Raw genomic sequence first — 20,029 nt, 5'->3', positions numbered from 1 at the left:
GAGCTATGGCCGTTGAGACGCGAATCGGAGGCTGCGACCCACCGACTCGTCTCGGCGCCCGACGCCAGGCTTCAACGCCGATTGTCCACGAGCTTTATAGCCGGTGGGAAAACGACCTGCCGTGGATCTCGGGAAAGCCAAATCCTGCCAAGGCGGCTGGCGCCTACTGGTGGCCTCCGATCATTTCTTGATAGGCGTGATATCAATCAAAGTGAGGCGCCCAGCACCACTATATGATAATACTCTGTTAGATAAATCAGCGGGAGCGGATATTGACACTCACGGCGACCAGAGCGTCGCGGAAATCTACGCAGGCATCGCGGCGAGGGAGCGAGCAATCGGCGGGCAGCGACGCGTCTTGGCGCATCTCGCCACCCAGGGTGGCCTCCCGCAGGACCGGCCCGCGCGGGAGCGGTCCCGTCGACATCATGTGACGACGATCAGGACGCTGGAGTCGGACGTGCGGGCGATGGAAGCCGAATTGCGCTCCCGGGGGCATTGAAATGCACTCGCCGTTCCCGCCAGCCGTGAGGCACACATGAACGTTCATTGGTGGACCTGGGTTAGCTATGCGGCGGCCTTCCTCATCCTCGCCGCTTTGCATATCGTCTGGTTCATCGCCACGCATGATCCAACGATTTCGATGCGCTTCGGCACGGCGGTGATAACTCTTGGCATTGTCGTTACTGCGCGCCCTTATTTTCGGATCTGCCTGCGGGAAACCGTCGATCGTCAAATGCCGGGGCATCATCTCTCGGCCCAGGCGTCCAGCGCGCACCTTCAGCGACAGACAGCGGCGCACGTCATCGCGCGTCCCGGAATTGTGCATGACGTCGTGGCCGAGCGCGTCATCGGCGTAGCCCTCATCCTGTTCGGAACCTTGGCTAATGGCTATGGCGACCTGCCGTTGAGATGGATCGGATACGGCCCAAAATGACTTCCTTGCTCCCCTTCGTCTCCGCTTCACGGGATCGATTTGTAGCCGCCAAAATGAGGGGATCCATGAGGGCGTGCGCATAATCTGCTTGTTATAGATGTAAGGCAGGCTAGAGTCCGTGCCGAAGAGGGCTTGCAATGTCCCGATCTTGGAGCCTGCGTTGATCACGCTCAGGATTCACCACAGAACAATCTATCGTTACAGTCAGCCGGTAAGCTTCGGACCTCACCGTTTGATGCTTCGCCCACGTGAAAGCCGGGAACTTCGCCTGATCTCGAGCAATATGACTATCGCTCCTGCCGCAGCGGTGACGTGGGCTCAGGATGTCTTTGGCAATGCCGTTGCAACCGCCACCTATCAGAGCATGTCCGACAATATCTCGATCGATAGCGTCACTGAACTCGAACTCGAGTCCACAGAATCTACACACGGTCGGCGAAAGCATTAGCAGGCTGTTGAAAAAGCCCTCGGCTCTTGCTCGGCCAGCCTCGCTCTAATTTTTTTGGCGGTCTTGGTGCTGTCGAAGGTGCTCTGCTGCCCTTCGAACCTGTCGGCTCACGCCGCGGCGAGCAGCTTCGGCAACCGTACCAGATTATAGGCGGCGTCCGCGAAGGTGAAAGCGAAGCCCACTCTGTCGCAGCCTCGAAACGTCGTCTTCTCCTGCCCGGCGACCGTCTTGATCCAGCCGAAGCCCTCCTCGATCCGCTTGCGGATGCGCTGGCTGAGCCCGTAGCCTGCATGTCGTGCTGTTCGCCTGTCGATGGCCGACGACCGACCGCTGAGGTTCTGCGCCACATGCGGCGTCACCCGCATCGATCGCAACTCGTTGACGAAGTCTTCGGCGTCGTAGCCTTTGTCTGCCGCGAGCGTGATCCGCCTCGGCCGGTCAGCACGCGGCTCGATCATATGCAGCGCAGCGATGCGTTCGGCGTGGCCGTCGGCTTTGGTCAGGCAGGCGTCAACGAAAAGCGCGTTGCGGTTCTCCATCAGCGCGTGGCCGATGAAACACAGATGATGCTTCTTCCAGTAGATCCCGATATAGACAAAGCGCAGCACATAGCTCGTGCACAGTGGCCAGAGCGGAATGACCGATGCGAGGCCTCATTAGCTTCCATTAGATTTCCATGCGCGGATCGGGAGTAGCGTAAGCTTCAGCGATGATGACGACTACGAGCAGGGTCGGGGGCGGAGCGCAAGAAGCGATAGGCTTCTACCGTAAGCTCCCGAATGCTCCTATGCTCGATTTCTCGAGATCAGCGATTGCTCGAAAGAATTGAACCGGGGAAACGCGATTTTCGGCTGCAGGGGGTTGAATCCGGAGCAGATCATGAGCCGCGAACAACATCATCATCACCTTGGGGGAGCTCACAAGCGTCGCGACGGAGCGCTAGCGGAGTTGATCAATGCGTCGGACTTGAAGATGGGGCCGGCGGAACGCGTCATCTACACCTGCCCAATGCACCCGCAAATTCGCCAGCCTGGCCCCGGCAACTGCCCGATATGCGGGATGACGCTGGAGCCGCTCGTCGCCACGGCTGAAGAGGCCCCGAGCGCCGAGCTTGCCGATATGACGCGGCGCTTCTGGATCGGGCTCGCGCTGACGACCCCGGTTTTCATTCTGGAGATGGGCGGGCATTTCCTTGGTTTCCATCGTTACGTTCCCGCACACATATCGCACTGGGCGCAACTCGTCGTGGCGAGCCCTGTCGTCCTATGGGCCGGGTGGCCTTTCTTTGTGCGGGGCGCGCACTGACTCCTGACCCGCAACCTCAACATGTTCACGCTGATCGCCATGGGAACCGGCGTGGCATGGGTCTATAGCGTTGTCGCCACCATCGCCCCTTCATTGTTTCCGCCTGCCTTCCGGAGCGTGGATGGTTCCGTGCCCATCTATTTTGAGGCCGCGGCCGTCATCACGGTGCTGGTGCTGCTCGGGCAGGTCCTAGAACTGAGAGCGAGAGAGCAGACCGGCGGGGCCATCCGCGCCCTTCTCAACCTTGCACCCGTGACGGCGAAACGGGTCAAGGAAGACGGAACTGACGAAGAGGTCGCTCTGGATCAGGTACATGTCGGAGACCGTCTGCGCGTCCGCCCAGGCGAAAAAGTCCCTGTCGACGGCGCATGTATGGATGCCCCCGTTTGCGCAAGAATTTTTTCGAATGGCTGGGTCACGTGATCGGGTGCGGTCATGTATCAGGCCTTGAGTTGCGGCGGCATGTCACGACCGCTGGCCGGTATGGAGATACGCGGAGCTGACGCAAATCATCATCGCGAGCTTACTGCTCCGTGGACACTAATGCGTTTTCAGACCCGGATCTGTCCGATCATTTGCCCTTACCGTTCCTCGACCTCCTCACGCTCCCGACGTTCCCGTGCCGCCCCGCTCCAATCGTCCGATTAGAGCGCCGCAGCCGCAGGAATCCTATAGTCTTCTCCCTTCGTCAGCATGGCCCAGATCGAGCGCGCCATCTTGTTGGCGAGCGCGATCGCCACGAGCTTGCGCGGTTTGCGCTCCAGCATGCGATGCAGCCAGGTTCCCTCGGGCGCTCCCTTTCGCAAGGCCGAGCGCACGACGGCCATGGCGCCGGTGATCAGCAGCCGTCGAATGTCGCGTTGCCCCATCTTCGAGGTCTTTCCGAGAACCTGCTTACCGCCGGTCGAATGTTGCCGGGGAACAAGCCCAAGCCAAGCGGAGAAATCGCGGCCGCGCTTGAAGACGACCATGGGCGGCCCAAAGGTCTCTATCGCCATGGCGGTGATCGGCCCCACGCCCGGCAGCGTCTGCAAACGTCGTGTTGTCGCCCCACGCGCCGCTTCGTAAGCAGTGGCCTTCTCGAGTCCGGCTACCTTTTTTGACAGCTCGTCAATCTGCTCAAAGAATACGCGCGACAGCTCCACAACGAGAAGCGGAAGCGATGTGGTCAGCTCCGCGATGGCCTCTGCGAGAACCTTCACATTCGACGGCCCTTGCGCCGCGACAACGCCGTGCTCGGCTAAATGACCGCGCAGCGCGTTGATCAGTTGCGTGCGCTGGCGCACCAGAAGATCACGGGTGCGAAACAGCATTGCTCGCGCCTGTTGCTCTTCGGTTTTGACCGCCACAAATCGCATTGTTGGCCGGCTTGCGGCTTCGCAGATCGCCTCCGCGTCGGCCGCGTCGTTCTTTTGGCGTTTGACGAAGGGTTTGACATAGGCTGGCGGGATCAACCGAACCTCGTGACCCAGGTCGCGGATCGCGCGTCCCCAGTGATGCGCACTCCCACAAGCTTCCATAGCGACAACGCATCGCGATTGCTTGCCAAAGAAGGCGAGGAGGTTCTCACGCGAAAGCTTCTTGCGGAACGCCACGCCTCCGTCGGCGTGGGCGCCGTGCGCCTGAAAGGACCGCTTTGCAAGGTCGAGACCGATAATGCTAACCTTTTTCATGGATGCCCTCTTCGTTATTTCGTGGGATGCGTAAACATCGCCACATTGGCACATGGCGATGCCGTCAGGAGGGGGGCATCCACTCCATCATCATGGTGGGCATTGGACGCGGCGCGCAGTCCGGCGTGCTCATCAAAAACGCCGAGGCTCTGGAGCGCTTCGAGAAGGTCGATACGCTGGTGGTCGACAAGACCGGCACGCTCACCGAGGGGCGGCCAAGGGTCACGGCCATCCGCCCGGTCGCGGGGTTGAGCGAGAACGAGCTTTTGACGATCGCTGCAAGCCTCGAGCGGGGCAGTGAACATCCGCTGGCGCAGGCCATCGTCGAGGCCGCCCTTGAGCGGGCGCTACCGCTTCGCGAGGCGACTGATTTTGACTCGCCAGTCGGCAAGGGCGTCAGAGGCCTTATCACCCCCGACGAAGCTACAGCGAAGCGCGCCTATCAGGCGCGCGGCGCGGGTATCCGATCAGGCGCCCTCAATGGCCTTTTTGAGAGAGATAGCAAGATCATCCGCCCCGAGGTCAGGGCGCTCATAGACGCCGAGCTCGCCAATCGGTATCCAGCGTCTGGCCGTCGGGAGGCTCCGGCGCAGTAATCGTGACCTCTTCGAGGCCGCCCTATGTCGAGGCGCAAGCGGGTGTACGTGATCAACGACGGCGTCGAAACTGACCATAGGCCTTTTCGATATGATCACGTCCTCAACACGGTCGCTTCAGTCGCGATGCGAGCTTGCGCTGCGAGGCGGATTATCTCGCCGGTCGACCGGCCGTGGCGCGTTCACTCCACCGCGTTCCTGCGGACGCGAGTTTTTTTCCTCGTGGAGCGAGCCGATTGGTCTTGGGGCGCTTTTGGAATGGACCGACGACCGGTCGCCTGACGCCGGAGCGCCACCGTCATTATCCCAACTCTCGACTGCTTCGGGGTCGGCGTCAGTCACGGGTTTCTTCATTTTCGTCATGCGCATAATATGTCTCTAACGGAGACGGTTTCCATGGCGTCAATCCTTCAAATTGCGAGCTGATCCGCTGCAGCGATCATCTGGATAAACGGCATCCGAGGACGACGCCCTATTCTTTGAGGCGCGCGCGCTCCCATGAACTCGTCTTCTTCACCGGCGGTTATCAACTGCGCCCCCAGGCGCAGTTCGCCATCGCCATTCGGGCGGCGCAGTCAAGCGAGCCGCGCGACGGCGGCGAGTGGAGCTCACGCTCACGGGAGTTCTTGCGCGAACTTTCTCGGTGCTCCGGCGACACCGGAAGGGGCTTCCTGAATCCATGGGGATGGCGAGGACTTCACGGCGGAAATTCACAGGCTGCGCGAAACCACGCTATGGAATTGCGTCGCAAAAGCGCGCAGAGTGCGCACATGCATAACGCTGAGCAATTTACGGTCAGGATTGAGCCGGATCCGCTTGGTGGGGAACGGTTTCGATGGACGGTTTGTGAGGGAAATCAAATTCATCGACGGTCGGCACATTCCCACGCGACTAGACGCGAAGCTGAGCGAGAAGCGGATAAGGCCCGACAGAAGTTCGCTGAAACATGGCGCGGGAATAGGTTGCCGGAAAGCATTCCGAAAACCCCAATGACACCAACCAAGCGCTAAGCGCCTTTCCCCACTCCTAGCCGTTTTCGGAAGTGCGCTTACATCTTTAGGATGGGCCAGACAGGAAAACGCAGTTTCATAGCTATCGTGAGGACGCAGGGTTCTTCGACCACTATCCCGATTGAAGCTATGGACGAGGCAGCGGCAACAGAGGCTTTACAGTCTCGATACGGAACAGAGAATATCGTCGAAGTTCGAGCTGTAGTGGGAAGCGAAAATCCCGAACCGATGTCTCAGGCTGAAGCTGACGTTCGCAAGAAGTTTATTATCGGCTTGCCTGCAGCATGGTTCGCTATCGTCAAATGGGTGCTGCTGGGCTCTTTCCGAAAGTGATTTTGGAGCGTCGTCTCAGCGCTATTATCGGCGACGGCGGCGCCGCATGATGGCGACAAGGGATTGGCTGAGCGCTCGCCACATGGACGCCACCAGAGGGCGTGGGAAACTGTAGGAGCGGCTGTGCCTGCCAACTGTCTCGTCAACAAGGCGAGCAGAAGCTTTCGCCAGGGCTTCTATCTCAGCGCTGGTCGTATGGCGCGGGAGCTTTTGGAACATGCGGGCGCTTGCAGAGACATCGCCACACACCTCGTCAGAGCAGCTGTCAACCAGAACGAGTCGCAATTCTGACGCCTGTGGCAGGAGCCGGGACCCACCCAGGCGCCGCCCAGAAAAGCTATTCTGGCCGGGAAATTTCTCAAGTGAGGGAATCTACACACGTTTGGCGAATGAATTACCCCTGGCCGGGATCGCAAAGCCTGAAGTAGGCCGTGATGAGCGCGGACTGGCGGACAAGGCTCGTTAAAGCTATTTAGCAAGGACCAGGGTCATCACGGAATTTCGAACCTTCCCAGAAATCCCCGGGGGCGACGTATTGAGCACAAATGACGCACGGCCCCTCCACACCCCGGTATGCGCCATTGGGGCTTCGGCGGGCGGCGTCACTGCCCTGCAGGCATTTTTTGCCAATGTCAGAACCGACCTAGGCCTGGCCTTCGTCATCGTGGTGCACCTGGCGCCCGACCATCCGAGCGCGTTGAGCGAGATCCTGGCGACGCGGACAACCATGCCAGTCCACCAGGTCGAAACATCGGAAAAGCTTAAGCCTAACTGTGTTTACGTCGTGCCGCCGGACCGCGAACTCGTGGTTGACGGCGATCACGTGACAGCGCGCGCTTTTAGCGAACCGAGAGGACGCCGCTCCCCCATCGACCTGTTTTTTCGTTCGGTTGCGGCTGGCAGGCGCGACGGGATCGCGGTTGTGCTGAGCGGCTCCGGCTCCGACGGAGCGCTTGGCGTCCGAGCGATGAAGGAGGCCGGCGCCGTGATCTTCGCTCAGGAGCCGAGCGAAGCCGAATATCCGATGATGCCAGAAAACGCCATCGCGACCGGCGTCGTCGACTTCGTCGCTCCCACCGCGGAACTTACGGCGCGCCTTGCCGAGGTGGTACAGGGAAAAATGGCTTTTCTCGCAACAAGCAAGGAAGACACCGAGCAGAAAATCCGCGAAATTATCGCTTTGCTGCGCCGGCGCACTGGCCATGATTTTTCGAACTACAAGGCGGCGACCATCACGCGGCGCGTGACCAGGCGCATGCAGCTCTCGCGCCAGGAAGGTTTTGACGCCTATTACCATTATCTCCAGAGCAATGAGCAGGAAGCTCGTGAACTCCTTTCGGACCTGCTGATTTCGGTCACGTCGTTTTTTCGTGATCCGGACGCATTCGCTGCGCTGGCTGAGAAGGTCGTCAAGCCGCTGTTCGACAGGCTCGACGGCGAGGCCTCGATCCGGGTTTGGGTCGTCGGATGCGCCACTGGAGAGGAGGCGTACAGCATCGGCATCCTCTTGCTCGAGGAAGCGGGCCGCCGAGGCGTGCACCCCCAAATTCAAATTTTCGCGAGCGACATCGATGATGAGGCGCTCGCCATCGCGCGAGAAGGCCGTTATCCAGAAGCGATCGAATCCGAGGTGTCGGACGAACGCCTCACTCGCTTCTTCGTTCAAGACCAGGCTTACTACCGCGTTCGGAAGGAGCTGCGGGAGCTCATTTTGTTCGCCTCGCACAGCGCGTTGAAAGACCCGCCCTTCATCAAGGTGGACTTCATATCCTGTCGCAATTTGCTCATCTATCTGCAGCGTGAGCTGCAACGGCAGCTATGCGCGCTCTTTCATTACGCATTGAAACCAAATGGTTATATTTTTTTGGGTTCGGCCGAGACGATCGATGCGGAACAGCCGAATTTCTCTGCCGTCGATCGAGACGCCCGGATCTACCTCGCGCTTGGCGTGTCGGAGAAGGTCGCGCCTATTCTGCCGCAGCTCTCATCCGGACTTCACTTGCCAGAGCGCCACTCGAAACCGTCACCTCACGTCGAGCAGAGCCCCGGGGTCAAATATGCACACGCGGCCGCCCTCGAGAAGGACACGCCACCGAGCGTACTCGTTGATCGTTGCTACCAAATTTTGCATCTGTCTCCGACAGTCGGCCGCTTCTTCCGACCTTCCGAGGGGCCGTTCAGCTCCGCCTTGGCGGACCAAGTGCGGCCCGAACTGCGCACCGATTTGAACTTCGCGCTTCAGCGCGCGCTGGAGCACGGCGAGGCGACGCTATCTCCGCCCATCCCTGTCGTCCTCGATGGCGACAATCGGCTTGTCGCCCTTCATGTGACGCCGTCGAGCGAGAGCGATGGGACCGTCGGCCATGCTCTGGTTTATTTTCTGGACTTGGGAGTCGCCGAGCCGGTAGTCGAGAATCGAAACGAAGAGGGGGCAGGAGACCGGGGCGAAGTCGCACGCCTGCGTCAACAGCTGACGATCGCGCAGGATCAGCTCAACGTGACTCGCAAGGAGTATGAACATGCGGCTGAGGAGTCGCGCGCAAGCAATGAAGAGCTGCAGTCGATAAATGAAGAATACCGCTCTACCGCGGAGGAATTGGAAACCAGCAAGGAAGAGCTCCAGTCGATGAACGAGGAGCTGCAGACGGTCAACGCCGAGCTCAAAATCCGATTCGATATAATCTCCTCGGCGCATAATGACTTGCAGAACTTGGTCGCGGCCACGGAAATCGGGACGCTGTTCCTTGATACTGATCTCAGGATAAAATTTTTCACGCCGCGGGCTGTCGAGTATTTCAACATCACCATCGCTGACATTGGTCGCGTTATTTCTGATTTCACGCATCGCCTGATCTACGATAGTCTTGGACAGGATGTTGCAGAGGTTCTCAAGAACCTGATCCCCATCGACAAGGAAATCCGGACGACGGACGAGCGATGGCTGTCTCTCCAGATTCGACCCTACCGCACCCTTGAGAATCGAATTGAGGGGGCCGTCGTCACGCTTAACGACGTCACAAAGCTGAAGCGCGCCGAGCAGGGCCTGGCTACCGAGTTGCACGCAATGACGCGCTTGCAAAAGCTCAGCACCAAAGCCATGCAAGCCGATCAACTGGAGGCGCCGCTTGCGGCTATTCTGGAGGCGATCGTCGAGCTGCTCGGGGCAGATTTCGGCAGCATTCAGCTCTGTGACGAGACATGTAAAACACTTCGTATCGTCGCGCACTATGGTCTCGAAAAACGCTTTCTCGATCACTTCGCCACAGTCGACGCCTCTTCCGCTTCTCCCTACGGCCTGGCGCTCGCCACATCGCAACGAGTTGTGTTTGAAGACGTTGAACAGGAACCAACTTTGGCCCCCAGCCAGGATGAAACAAGGGCCGCTGGTTATCGAGCAGTCGTCTCAATTCCGTTGTTCGCCAACTCCGCAAAAATAGTCGGAATGTTGGCCGCGCATTTTCGTGAGCCACATAAGTTCTCGGACCACGAGTTGCGTCTCGTTGACATCTGCGCCCGTCAGGCTGCTGACGCGATCAGCGTCTTCTTGCTGCAGCAAGCATTGCGGGAGGCCGACCACCGGAAAGACGAGTTTCTGGCAATGCTCGCGCACGAGTTGCGCAATCCGCTAGCGCCGATCCACAACGCCCTGGCAGTGTTGAAGCAGCCGAACCTTCCGCACTCCCAAATCGAGCGCTTGCATGGCATGATCGGCCGGCAGACGACGCATCTCTCTCGACTCGTCGACGACCTGCTCGACATTGCGCGCATCACCCGCGGCAAGATCGAGCTGCATCGACGCTCCGTCGATTTGACCGATATCCTCCGCCAGTCGATTGAAACATCCCTACCGCTGATCGAGGCTAAGCAGCAGGAGCTCAGGGCTTCGCTGCCTGAAGAGCCGCTGATCGTCGATGGCGATTTCGTGCGCCTTGCTCAAGTATTCTCCAATCTGCTGAACAATGCGTCGAAATTCACGCCGCACAAGGGCCGCATCGAAGTCTCCGCCATCCGCGAGGGCGGTGACGTCATAGCTAGGGTGCGTGATAATGGCGTTGGCTTTTCGGCAAATAGTCTGGCGCACGTGTTCGAGCTTTTCAACCAGGGAGATCACCCGTCAGGGCAGGGGCAGACCGGGATAGGCGTCGGACTCGCTCTCGCTCGCGGCATCGTCGAGTTGCATGGCGGCGAGATCGAGGCGTTCAGCGACGGCGAGGGCAAAGGCTGTGAGATGCGGGTTCGCCTGGGTCTTTCGAACTCGTCTTCGCACGAAGAAGACCCGAAAGCGCCGGCTCAATCAGACTCCCGCTTGCCGCCGGGACGCGTGCTGATCGTCGACGACCAGCAGGATATCGCCGAGAGTCTGGCGATGGTTGTCCAATCTCTTGGGCTCGAAGCTCGAACGGCGTGCGACGGTCCCGCGGCGCTTGCCCTTATCTCCGAGCTCAGGCCTGACAAAGTTATCATGGACCTTGGTTTGCCGGGAATGGACGGTTACGAGCTGGCGCGCGCAATCCGGAAACTTCCTGAGGGCAAGAACATCGTCTTGATCGCCCTCACGGGCTGGGGTCAGGAAGAGGTCCGCGAGAAAGCGTTGAACGCCGGGTTCAATCAGTTCTTCGTCAAGCCGCTTGACATCGAAGGTCTGAAAGATCTGCTCCAGTCGCGCAGGGCAACCTCGGTGAGCTGAATGACGAGCAGACGCGCAGTCTCGTAACCGATCGCTCGTCAAAGAAGCGTGCTCCGTTTCATGGGCGCAGAGCGGTTCATTTGGGACGGATACGGAACAATCTTCTACTCAAAAGCTTAAAGCTGGGTCAGCCGTCGACTTCCAGGCTCGAGCCTTCCACCTTCCGAAAAGAAACCTGGGCTGGAGATGAGCGTCAGCGTGTGAGGGTTCATTCCCTCTACGTTGGGGCAGTCGGCGCGTTGCTCCGGACTGTCGAGTTTACGGCATCATCGCGTCTAAGGAAAGCAACCAATGACAACTGGTACAGGCACAAGCAGTTCCGATCTTGAACGCGTCCGCCGAGCGGAGCATCCGGTCCACGAAGCGGGGTCTATCGTCGCGGAGCGCGCCGGGGACGCAGCCGAGCAGATCGGCAAGAGCACGAAAGCCGCCATGCAGACGGCGAATGCGGCTGTGACATCGGCCAAAGAAATTGGCGGGCAGGCAGTCGATCAGGCGACAAACGTCGCCGGCACTCTCCGCCAAGCCGCGGAAACGTCTGCGCGGGAAAATCCCTTGATGACGATTCTCGTGGCGGCGGGCGCCGGCTTCTTGTTTGGGGCGCTTTGGCGCTCGGCGGCGTCGAAAGACTAAAGCCGGGGGCATGGCAAGCGACAATCCCGCTTGCGGCGAAACAAAAAGGAATCAAGCAATGGCGGATGTCATTTCAACTCTGACGCATCTGGCGGAGATCAGCCGCGATGGCGCAAAAGGCTTCGCCGACGCGGCCAGCGCCGTGCAAAGCGACAATCTCAAAGCGACTCTGCAAAACGCCTCACGGCGTTGCGAGACAGGCGCTCGGGAATTGGATTCGGCGATTTCCAGACTCGGCGGACAGACCGACGCTTCAGGAACCGTAGCCGGTGCGATACATCGCACCTGGACCAATTTCAAGGCCGCCCTCACCGGCGGCGACGACAAGGCCATTCTGGTCGAGTGCGAACGTGGCGAGGACGCAGCGAAGTCCGCCTATCAAAAGGCGCTCCAGTCGGATCTTCCGGTCGACGTTCAAACTCTTGTTCAACGCCAGTACAAGGGCGTTATAGAAAATCACGATCTGATCAAGCGACTACGGGATAGCGCTTGATCAGCGTCGCTCCAAGCCTTCGAGGTCTCTTTCTGCCGATCTCTTCAACGAGGTCGGCAGCCTTCATGAACGATCGGCCTGTGTCGGCGTTGAGTGCTTTCGGACGCGGGAGAACCTCATGATCAAATCTATCTCTGGAACCGATCCAGTCGACTCCGCTCTTGGAGCTCGCTCGGCTGTCGTCGGTTCGGCAATGCTCGGCGCTACGGTCGCGATGGGGGCGCTGGCTTATTACATCTTCCGCAAGATTCGCCACCAAGAAAGGGCGTTTCCTCCGGTTGGCCGGTTGACCGTCGACAATGTGAGCGGTCCCATCGGTCATGAGACCGAAACCGCGGTCTCCGCGACCGACGCCAACGCGACATGGCCCTTCGCGATCGCCGCGGAAGCGATTGAATACTGGCGGCGGTCAGTCGACGATAGCTACGCATTTCTACAAAGGCTGACGCGCGCACAAGAGCTCGACGACGTGATCGAGATACAGTCGGAGTTCGCGAGAAGGGCCTATAGCGATTTCATCACGCGACCCTCCAAGGTCGTCGAGCTCTGCTCGAACATCACGAGGGAAGCCTTCGCCTCTTACCTCAACGTGAACGAGGCAAAGACCAGCATCGCCACACATAACGAAAAAGACGACTGACGTCGTGAACCATTCGCGCGCGCGCCTGGCCTTGTAAGTTTCAAGCGAGCGCGCCGCCGTTGCGTGTCGAGGTCGCAGAGGCGATTCCGCTCAATCAACGGGCGCTTGCTTCACTGACGCACGTTTTTGGCTGCCTGTTCCGAAGGCTGTGCTTTGGCGACGCCGGTCCGTCCGCTATCGCCAAACACCGACGCGACGGTTTCCAGGCGCAACGGATCGTCGACCAGCCGGCTGTTGCGCTTGCGGGAATTCTTGTATTCGACCTGGAAGGCGCGGATAACGCGTCTCATAGCGGTTCCTTTTTTTCTTTTGAGGAGGTTGGAGATCGCGGGCAGCCGCCGCATCGAGCGAGGCCCGCCGTCCATGCGACTCTAAGCTTTCGACCGAGAAAATTGTTCCTGAGCGGGCGTCGAGCTTTGGTTTCGTTATCCTTGCAGCGAAAATCATCTTTCGCCGGCGTGTTCGCGTTTGAGACTGCGGCGTGTTGTCGCCGCTCCTCCAGTGCGAACAAGCAACGCTTGTATTCCCATGTGAAAAGTAATTAGCATTCCTCACATCGAGTGTCGGCCACACGACCCCAATCTCGATCCGGGAAGCTGGTCAGCGTGACTGCCGCTTGCTTTCAACCCCCAACATGTGAAAAGGAAAAACTATGGGAGCTATTCTTGAGCTGACGACCTACGCGGCTACGCCGGTCGGAATGGTGGCGATCGTCGCGATTGGCGCCGCTGCCTATTTCGCAGCGCGCTGGGTTCTGGTTGACTGATCGACCGAATCCGCGATCGGCCCGATCGATGCTCGTTGGAAGTATCGGTCGCGAGATCTCTAGTATGGTTGCATCCCAGGCTTGCTGAGATGCAACTAATAAGCCCTGAAAGCCGCCAGCTTCGTTCGCGAAGCGCACAAGCCGAGTAGTTGTGAGATCTCGCGGAGCGCCGTCGTCTCGGCGTCGCTACCCTCACCCTCGCCAAAACTGAGAAGGCGCCTTCGGCCCCGCCTCTGCGCGAGGCTCGGAGATTTGCGCGCGCCCGCCTCTGAAGATTCGCGGCCGCGCGAGGCGCTCTTTGTCCATGATCCCCGCCGTTTCCTTCCGGGCGCCCAGCGCCTTAATCGCGTCCGGGTGCGAGTGTCGGACGTAAACTCCCCAAATGTTGGAGTGGGGCCCCTGAGGCCGGGCAGAGGTCATGCCGCTGGTTTGACCGCCTGCCGGGGGTGCTGATCCTCGAACTGCTGGGGGATAAGCGCCAGACTGACGCCACTGACCATGCCTTCGTGGGAGGCACGTCGCTCGAGCCGCAGCACCGCCTGATCAGGCGTGGATGGCAATGGCTTGAGCGACGCCTCCTCGCGGAGGCCTCATTGACGACGCGCCTGGTTGTGGCGTGGACCCGCGGATTGGCGACGGTGTCGAGCCAGGTCCGGAGCTGGACGTTCAGATCGTCGAGATCGCGGAAGGCGCCTCCGAGGAAAAATCTTGGCGGATGTAACGAAAGGGCCGTTCCACCTTGCCCTTCGTTTTGACGCGGTAGCGTTTGCACGGTCTTGCCCAGAATGCCGAGCTCAGGCAATCTGTTACCGCTACCGAGACCCTTTGTCGGGAGCCATCTTGGCTTGAGAATTTCCGATTTCAAATCAAAAAAGCCATGATACGTGAGAATAAGGACCGTCGATATTCTCACGTTTCATGGGTCTTCCTCACTTTCTGTGGGTCTTCGTCACTTTCCGGGGAGATCGACTTGTTGGAGCGGCAGGATTCGTGCCCGCAACAGTTCGATGCCCGCGCGGCCGAACATGGCCCGCTTGAGGGTTTTCAATCTGTTGATTTGGCCCTCGGCCTGGCCACTGCTCCAGGGTTCGGCGATAGCGTTCCTGACGGCGTCGATGTCGCGGGCCAGTGTCCGAGCGAACTGCTGTAGGGCATGAATGCCCGAATGGCGCGCGTCATCGAGCCAAGAGCCGAGCTTGTCGGGGTCGGAACCCCGCAAAAGGCCACGAAATCGCATCGCCAGTCCGCGCATGACGACAAAGCTGGGAGAGGCTTCTTTCAAAACAGTGACCTTGGCGGCCTGAGGATGGGTGAGCATGCGCGTCGGCTTCATACAAAGAGCGGCCGCGACGAGAGGAGAGATTTGCCAGCCCGTCGCGGGATCGATAGCGCGCTCCTCTATTGCCGGCTCTCTCCGCCGGCTTGTCTCGGGACGCTCCACGCGCCGCCATTCAGAAAGAAAGCGCTCCAAATGGGAGCGGCTGCCTGTGTAGCCGCGATTTCGTACATCGTAAAATAATCGACGACCAATCTTATCGCCCTCCGCCCATCGGCGGGCAAGAAACTCCTGGAAATATAGTGGCGAACTCGGCTTCAGCGTCACTCGGCGACGATCCGGCAAAGCATCCGCCTCGATCCACTTGGCGATCGTAGCGCGACCGATCCCGATCTCGGCGGCGATGGCGACAAAGCTCTTGCCCGAGGCGTGGAGGGCCTTGGCCTGCGCGAACATCTGCTCCCTCACGTCACGATTTCTGCCGCGCAGCACCAATTGACGGTCGCCCGGGGCAGGCGGAAGTCGGGAGCGACCGCCGAAGCAACTGACCGCCGTCATCTGTCGCTCGATGGCCTCGCGCAGGTTCTGCAGCAGATGAAACCGGTCGGCGACCTGGCGGGCCTGCGGAGCGCCCTGCCGGATGCCTTGGGCGTAAAGTCCGCAGCGGTCGCGGCTCACGATCTCGATCTCTGGCCGTCGCGCGAGCCAATCCGCGGTCTCCTTGGCCGAGCGGGTCTCCATGACATCGGCGACGGTTCGGCGCTCCAGATCGACGATGATCGTCCCATAGGTGAAGCCCTTGCGCCAGCTCCAGTCGTCGATGGCGATGGCCCGCAGAGGAGCCGTGTCGGCGCGCTCACGAACATGGCGTTTCAGCTGGCGCAGGATGGCGTTGTCGCTGACCGGCATGGCGAGCCGAGCCAGTAACCTTTCGCTCGGCAGGCCCCCTGCTGCGTATCCGAACAGCCGAACGATCTCTGCGACCCGGACGGTGCGGCGCGCCATGGGAGCCGCGAGCGAAGGCAGGCGTTCCACGAAGGTCTTGCGGCTACACCGTTCGTTGAGGCACCGCCAGCGTCCCAGACGCAGGTCGAGCACGAGCGGCGTTCCCTGAACAGGAAGGTCCTGCAGGCGCCGATGATGCCAGTCATGCCGAGACGTCGAAGGCGTGCTACAGACCGGGCAGGATCGTTCGCCGGCAGCACGCGCCGAAAGGACCCAGCGGCCGTCCCGCAATTCAATCTCTTCGACTTCAATTCCGGGACCAACAGACAGTTTGATTTTCTTTCGCATGCCCCTTCCTCTGCACGGAAGGCGCAACCTTGACAATCAGCTCCCCGGAAAGTGACGAAGACCCCGCCAAAATGGCTCCTGACAATGGGAGAGGGAATCACCGTCGCCCTGTCCTACATGGTCGCCGACAAGATTCGCGACGGTCAGCTAGCGCCGGTTCTGGAGGAGTTCTCGCCGTCGCCAGCGCCTGTGAATATTGTTTACCCTCAGAGTCGCCTGGTCTCCCCCAAGCTGAGAGCATTCGTCGACTTCGCCGCCCCGCGCCTGCGGGCCACGCTCCACAGCCTCACTCTTCCCGGGGCGAATGCCAAAAAGCCGCCAAGTTGATGGGCTGTAGGGTCTGGGCTTCGATAGGGCATGCGCAGAGCGTCATAGACGCTGATGAGATACGGCCGATCGGATCAACAGAAACTTTTCTGTCGGGTTGTCGGCGACGGTTTCAGCGACCTGGGCGGGGCGCCGTAGGAATTATCGCCAGCTTGCAGGTAGCCGGAGGTACACCCCCTGCTTCTGTCGGCCGTGTGGTTCCTATTCACTGTGTAGCCTATAAAAGTGAGAGTGCGGATGGGCTTCGCCGCGACGGGTTGAGGACCGAGAGAGAGGCTCTCGGGGCCGTCGCGGAGACGTTCAATGACTCAGGTGGAGATTTTAGACGCAGGTCGCGGGCGTGATGTCGGCTACAAGGTGGACACAAGCCGCGGCGAGCGCATTGGCCGTGTGTCGTCGGAGTGGTTTTCCAGGCCTTCGGACGAGCGTTATCTGTCCCTGTCGGATCTGTTCGCCGCCGTGCGTGGCCGGACCGAAGGCAGCCGCACGAGGACAATCGAGAGCGCCGCAATCCGAGTGGAAGCCAGCCGCGACGACGCCGAACGGCTTTTGCTTGCAGTGCCGGGTTCCGACAGTCCGGTCGCCATGACCCATTGGAGCTTTGGTCAGCTCGCAAGCCTAGTCGGGGCGCCCGCGGCGTACCTGCGCCAACTCCCAGCCCCGCTTGCCGGGATTAATCTGCAATATGGCCTAACTTCGCACCGCGCCGAGCAAATCAAGACGCTCGAAATCGAAAATGGTAGGGACGAACTGCGCGCCGTGACCGGCCCCGACTATGGCCGGATCTACGACCATGAACTCGTCTCCGCCGTCCAGCGCATCGCTGGCGATGGCTTGGGCGACACCCGCTGGAAAGTGCCTGGCGTTCTCGACTGGTCGACCGGGATCTACAATCCCCATGTCGACGTCACGGAGGAGACGACGACGCTTTACGCCTCGGACCGGGATGTCTTCCTGTTTCTCGTCGACGACTTGAACCCGATTGAAGCTGGCCGCCTTCCCGACGGCTCGCCCGATCTCTTCTTTCGCGGCTTCTATTGCTGGAATTCAGAGGTGGGGGCGAAGACGCTTGGCATCGCCAGCTTTTATCTGCGCGCCGTGTGTCAGAACCGCAATCTCTGGGTGCGCCGTGGCGGCGCGATCAATTGAGTGAAGGATGCCTTCTCAGGAAACCAAGAACAGCCTGATGCTCACCCGACTTACCTCGGCCAGAAATGGCTGCAACCGGGAAACCGCGCGGGGGACAATAGCATGTCGGGAAAAGGCGTCATCCGGGCCGAAACCACTGTGGGCTATCGGGACGTCAGGGCAAGACGTGTATGGTGAATGCTGAATTGCGTGAAGCTCAGATCGCGGGACTTTATGCCGGGTTGTGACGCAGCAGTGGTTGACGCGTCATGTCGTGCGAAGGACGGAATACCCCATGAGATCCGTCTAAGCTTGGTCGCGCGACCCACCCCTCGTCGAGGGAATAACGATCGAACGGGCCACCTAACCACGTCGCATCTCACTGATCGCGTAAACACGGGATCGCCTAAGCGGGCGCCACTCCGGCGACCCGTAAGGCGACGGAGCCGCCATAGTAGCCGAACGCTCGGGGCAATGCCCGAGACAGCCATTCTCGAATGGACGCGCAGGAGTGAAATCGGCCGGGCAACCGGCGGGGAATCTTTGCTGCGCGGGTGAAGGGCGGCGCGCTTGCTGAGTCTTATCCACTTCATAACGGAGGTTTGCTGATGCAACCGAATACCGTAGAGAAGAGACTTGGCTCGATCATCGAACTGTCTCGCCAGGGAAAGCGAATAAACGGCTTGCACCGTCTGCTCTCCAGCCAGCTCTTGTGGGAAATGGCCTATGAGCAGATCGCTCCTAACAAAGGAGCGCTCACGCCGGGTGTCGATGTCGGCAATACTCTCGACGGGTTTTCTCTCGAGAGGATGAAAGGCATCATCACTCGCGTGATGGACGGGTCATACCGCTTCTCCCCGGCGCGCAGGCAATACATCCCCAAGGCCAACGGGAAGAAACGCCCGTTGGGCATTCCCACTGCCGACGACAAGCTGGTGCAGGCGGCGGTGAAGATTCTGCTCGAACATGTTTACGAGCCGATCTTCTCCGATCAATCGCATGGCTTTCGCCGGGGACGCTCGTGCCACACCGCACTGACCGAAATCAGGAGGACGTGGCATGGCGTGAAGTGGCTGATCGAGGTCGATATCGTCGGATACTACGACAATATCGACCACGACATTTTGCTCGAACTGTTGCGCAGGCGCATCGACGATGAGCGCCTGATCAAGCTGATCGAGCGAATGTTGAAGGCCGGCTACCTAGAAGACTGGAGGTTCCACAAGACCTTCAGCGGAACCCCGCAGGGCGGTGTGATCTCGCCGATCTTGGCCAATGTCTACCTCCACGAACTCGACAAGTTCATGGAGGAAGTGAAGGCTGGGTTCGAGCGAGGTCAGACGCGTCGGCGCAGCGCCCACTATCTGGAATGCTCCAAGCAAATCCAGATCAGGCGCAGAATGATCGAAAGGCGACGAGCGAACAACAACGAGGGCGAAATCCCCGCGCTTGTCGACGAGATCAGGGAATGGGAGCGCCGGCGGCGCGAAGCGCCGTCTGTTGATCCGTTCGACCCTGAATACCGGCGTCTCCGCTATTGTCGCTATGCCGACGACTTCGTCATCGGCATAATCGGCGACAAGGACGAGACCCGCAGCATGATGGCGAGGGTCAGCCAGTTTCTGGCCAATCGCCTGAAGCTCACGGTCTCCGAGGAGAAGAGCAGGATCAGAAAGGCGAGCGAAGGAGCCACGTTCCTCGGTTACGATCTGAAGACCTACGGCGATGGCCGGACGAAGCGGATGGTGAGCGGCGGTCGCGCCGTCACCAAGCGCGCGCCCGACGACCGCATGCAGCTTCACGTATCCGTCGATCGTCTCGCGCGCTTCGCCAAGCGTCAGCGCCTCGGTAATCTGCATACGAACCGAGGAGAGGCGCGGTGCGAATTGATCAACAACTCCGACATCGCAATCCTGACCGGATACAATGCACTGATGCGCGGCCTTGCCGAGTATTACAAGCTCGGCACGCTGTGGAAACGGGAAGTCTCCAGACTTCATCATCTTTGGTGGTGGAGCTTCATGAAGACGCTTTCTCGGAAGCATAAGTGCTCGGTCAAAGCGACGGCGGAGAGGCTCCGGAACGGAGATTGCCTCGGCCTGTGGTATGAGGGTCGCCGTGAGCGGCGTTTCATGCCGATGTTCCGTCTAGCAGATGTCAGCCCTGCGCTGATGTCGGGACATGTCGACCGTCAGCCGTTGGCGGTCATGCACTTCGCCGGTCGAAACGACATCGTCGATCAACTGCGCGCCCGTGCATGCCAAGCCTGCGCTGCGAAGAATGTGCAGCTGGAAGTACATCACGCCAGAAAGATGAGCGATATGGAAGGGACCACTCTGTGGACTCGGGTCAAGGCGGCTCGCACACGCAAGCGCGTCGTGCTCTGCCATGATTGCCACGTCGCTCACCACGCTGGAAGATTACAGGAAAGACTGGATCGCATGGTGCAAGCGTAGGAGCCGGATGATGGGAAACTATCACGTC

Annotated in this window: 12 protein-coding genes and 5 pseudogenes; 12 read left to right on the top strand and 5 right to left on the bottom strand. The window is 59.9% G+C overall.

Annotation, left to right across the window (positions count from 1 at the left end):
* Window positions 1-538 precede the first annotated feature (538 nt).
* Together ACETII_RS01585 and ACETII_RS01580 are read left to right on the top strand one after the other, a co-directional pair.
* Window positions 539-937 carry a hypothetical protein gene (locus tag ACETII_RS01585; RefSeq protein ID WP_472785477.1) on the top strand — a complete coding sequence of 133 codons (399 nt, stop codon included), beginning with the start codon at window positions 539-541 and terminating at the stop codon, window positions 935-937.
* 118 nt (window positions 938-1,055) lie between these two features.
* On the top strand, window positions 1,056-1,385 hold the full coding sequence (locus ACETII_RS01580; protein WP_472785476.1) for a transglutaminase N-terminal domain-containing protein: 330 nt from the start codon (window positions 1,056-1,058) through the stop codon (window positions 1,383-1,385).
* A 107-nt stretch (window positions 1,386-1,492) separates the two neighbouring features.
* Here the strand turns inward: ACETII_RS01580 and ACETII_RS01575 are convergent.
* A pseudogene (locus ACETII_RS01575) lies at window positions 1,493-1,948 on the bottom strand (transposase); the annotation flags it as partial.
* A 409-nt stretch (window positions 1,949-2,357) separates the two neighbouring features.
* Between ACETII_RS01575 and ACETII_RS01570 the strand changes: the two are divergent.
* Window positions 2,358-3,068 (top strand): annotated as a pseudogene (locus ACETII_RS01570) (heavy metal-binding domain-containing protein); the annotation flags it as partial.
* Window positions 3,069-3,334: 266 nt separating this feature from the next.
* Here the strand turns inward: ACETII_RS01570 and ACETII_RS01565 are convergent.
* Window positions 3,335-4,363, bottom strand: a complete 1,029-nt coding sequence (locus ACETII_RS01565) for an IS110 family RNA-guided transposase (protein WP_472785475.1) — start codon at window positions 4,361-4,363, stop codon at window positions 3,335-3,337.
* Between the two features lie 89 nt (window positions 4,364-4,452).
* On the opposite strand from ACETII_RS01565, the pseudogene ACETII_RS01560 reads away from it, so the two are divergent.
* From ACETII_RS01560 to ACETII_RS01535, 6 genes and pseudogenes are all read left to right on the top strand, one after another.
* Window positions 4,453-4,854: pseudogene (locus tag ACETII_RS01560) on the top strand (HAD family hydrolase); the annotation flags it as partial.
* A gap of 1,244 nt (window positions 4,855-6,098) precedes the next feature.
* Entirely contained in the window at window positions 6,099-6,302 is a 204-nt protein-coding gene (locus tag ACETII_RS01555) for a hypothetical protein (protein ID WP_472785474.1), read from the top strand.
* A 535-nt stretch (window positions 6,303-6,837) separates the two neighbouring features.
* The gene (locus ACETII_RS01550) at window positions 6,838-10,989 is read left to right on the top strand and encodes a chemotaxis protein CheB (RefSeq protein ID WP_472785473.1); all 4,152 of its coding nucleotides are present in this window, start codon (window positions 6,838-6,840) and stop codon (window positions 10,987-10,989) included.
* Window positions 10,990-11,280: 291 nt separating this feature from the next.
* Complete coding sequence (locus ACETII_RS01545; protein ID WP_472785472.1) at window positions 11,281-11,622, top strand: hypothetical protein; 342 nt, start codon at window positions 11,281-11,283, stop codon at window positions 11,620-11,622.
* Between the two features lie 10 nt (window positions 11,623-11,632).
* On the top strand, window positions 11,633-12,115 hold the full coding sequence (locus ACETII_RS01540; protein WP_472785471.1) for a PA2169 family four-helix-bundle protein: 483 nt from the start codon (window positions 11,633-11,635) through the stop codon (window positions 12,113-12,115).
* A 118-nt stretch (window positions 12,116-12,233) separates the two neighbouring features.
* Window positions 12,234-12,755 carry a phasin family protein gene (locus tag ACETII_RS01535; protein WP_472785470.1) on the top strand — a complete coding sequence of 174 codons (522 nt, stop codon included), beginning with the start codon at window positions 12,234-12,236 and terminating at the stop codon, window positions 12,753-12,755.
* A 110-nt stretch (window positions 12,756-12,865) separates the two neighbouring features.
* Here the strand turns inward: ACETII_RS01535 and ACETII_RS01530 are convergent, their stop codons facing one another.
* From ACETII_RS01530 to ACETII_RS01520, 3 genes and pseudogenes are all read right to left on the bottom strand, one after another.
* Window positions 12,866-13,120 (bottom strand): hypothetical protein, encoded by a 255-nt coding sequence (locus ACETII_RS01530; protein WP_472785469.1) that lies wholly within the window; start codon window positions 13,118-13,120, stop codon window positions 12,866-12,868.
* 892 nt (window positions 13,121-14,012) lie between these two features.
* Window positions 14,013-14,307: pseudogene (locus ACETII_RS01525) on the bottom strand (IS21 family transposase); the annotation flags it as partial.
* 163 nt (window positions 14,308-14,470) lie between these two features.
* The gene (locus ACETII_RS01520; protein ID WP_472785468.1) at window positions 14,471-16,090 is read right to left on the bottom strand and encodes an ISL3 family transposase; all 1,620 of its coding nucleotides are present in this window, start codon (window positions 16,088-16,090) and stop codon (window positions 14,471-14,473) included.
* An 84-nt stretch (window positions 16,091-16,174) separates the two neighbouring features.
* Here ACETII_RS01520 and ACETII_RS01515 point away from each other — a divergent pair, with 84 nt between their 5' ends.
* From ACETII_RS01515 to ACETII_RS01505, 3 genes and pseudogenes are all read left to right on the top strand, one after another.
* On the top strand, window positions 16,175-16,417 hold the full coding sequence (locus ACETII_RS01515) for a LysR substrate-binding domain-containing protein (RefSeq protein ID WP_472785467.1): 243 nt from the start codon (window positions 16,175-16,177) through the stop codon (window positions 16,415-16,417).
* A gap of 303 nt (window positions 16,418-16,720) precedes the next feature.
* Window positions 16,721-17,539, top strand: a pseudogene (locus ACETII_RS01510) (DUF932 domain-containing protein); the annotation flags it as partial.
* A gap of 614 nt (window positions 17,540-18,153) precedes the next feature.
* Entirely contained in the window at window positions 18,154-20,001 is a 1,848-nt protein-coding gene (locus ACETII_RS01505; RefSeq protein ID WP_472785466.1) for a reverse transcriptase domain-containing protein, read from the top strand.
* Window positions 20,002-20,029: the final 28 nt, after the last annotated feature.

The sequence above is a fragment of the Methylocystis sp. NC52PC genome (assembly GCF_055698645.1).
This window is presented reverse-complemented; position numbering and strand designations above follow the sequence as displayed.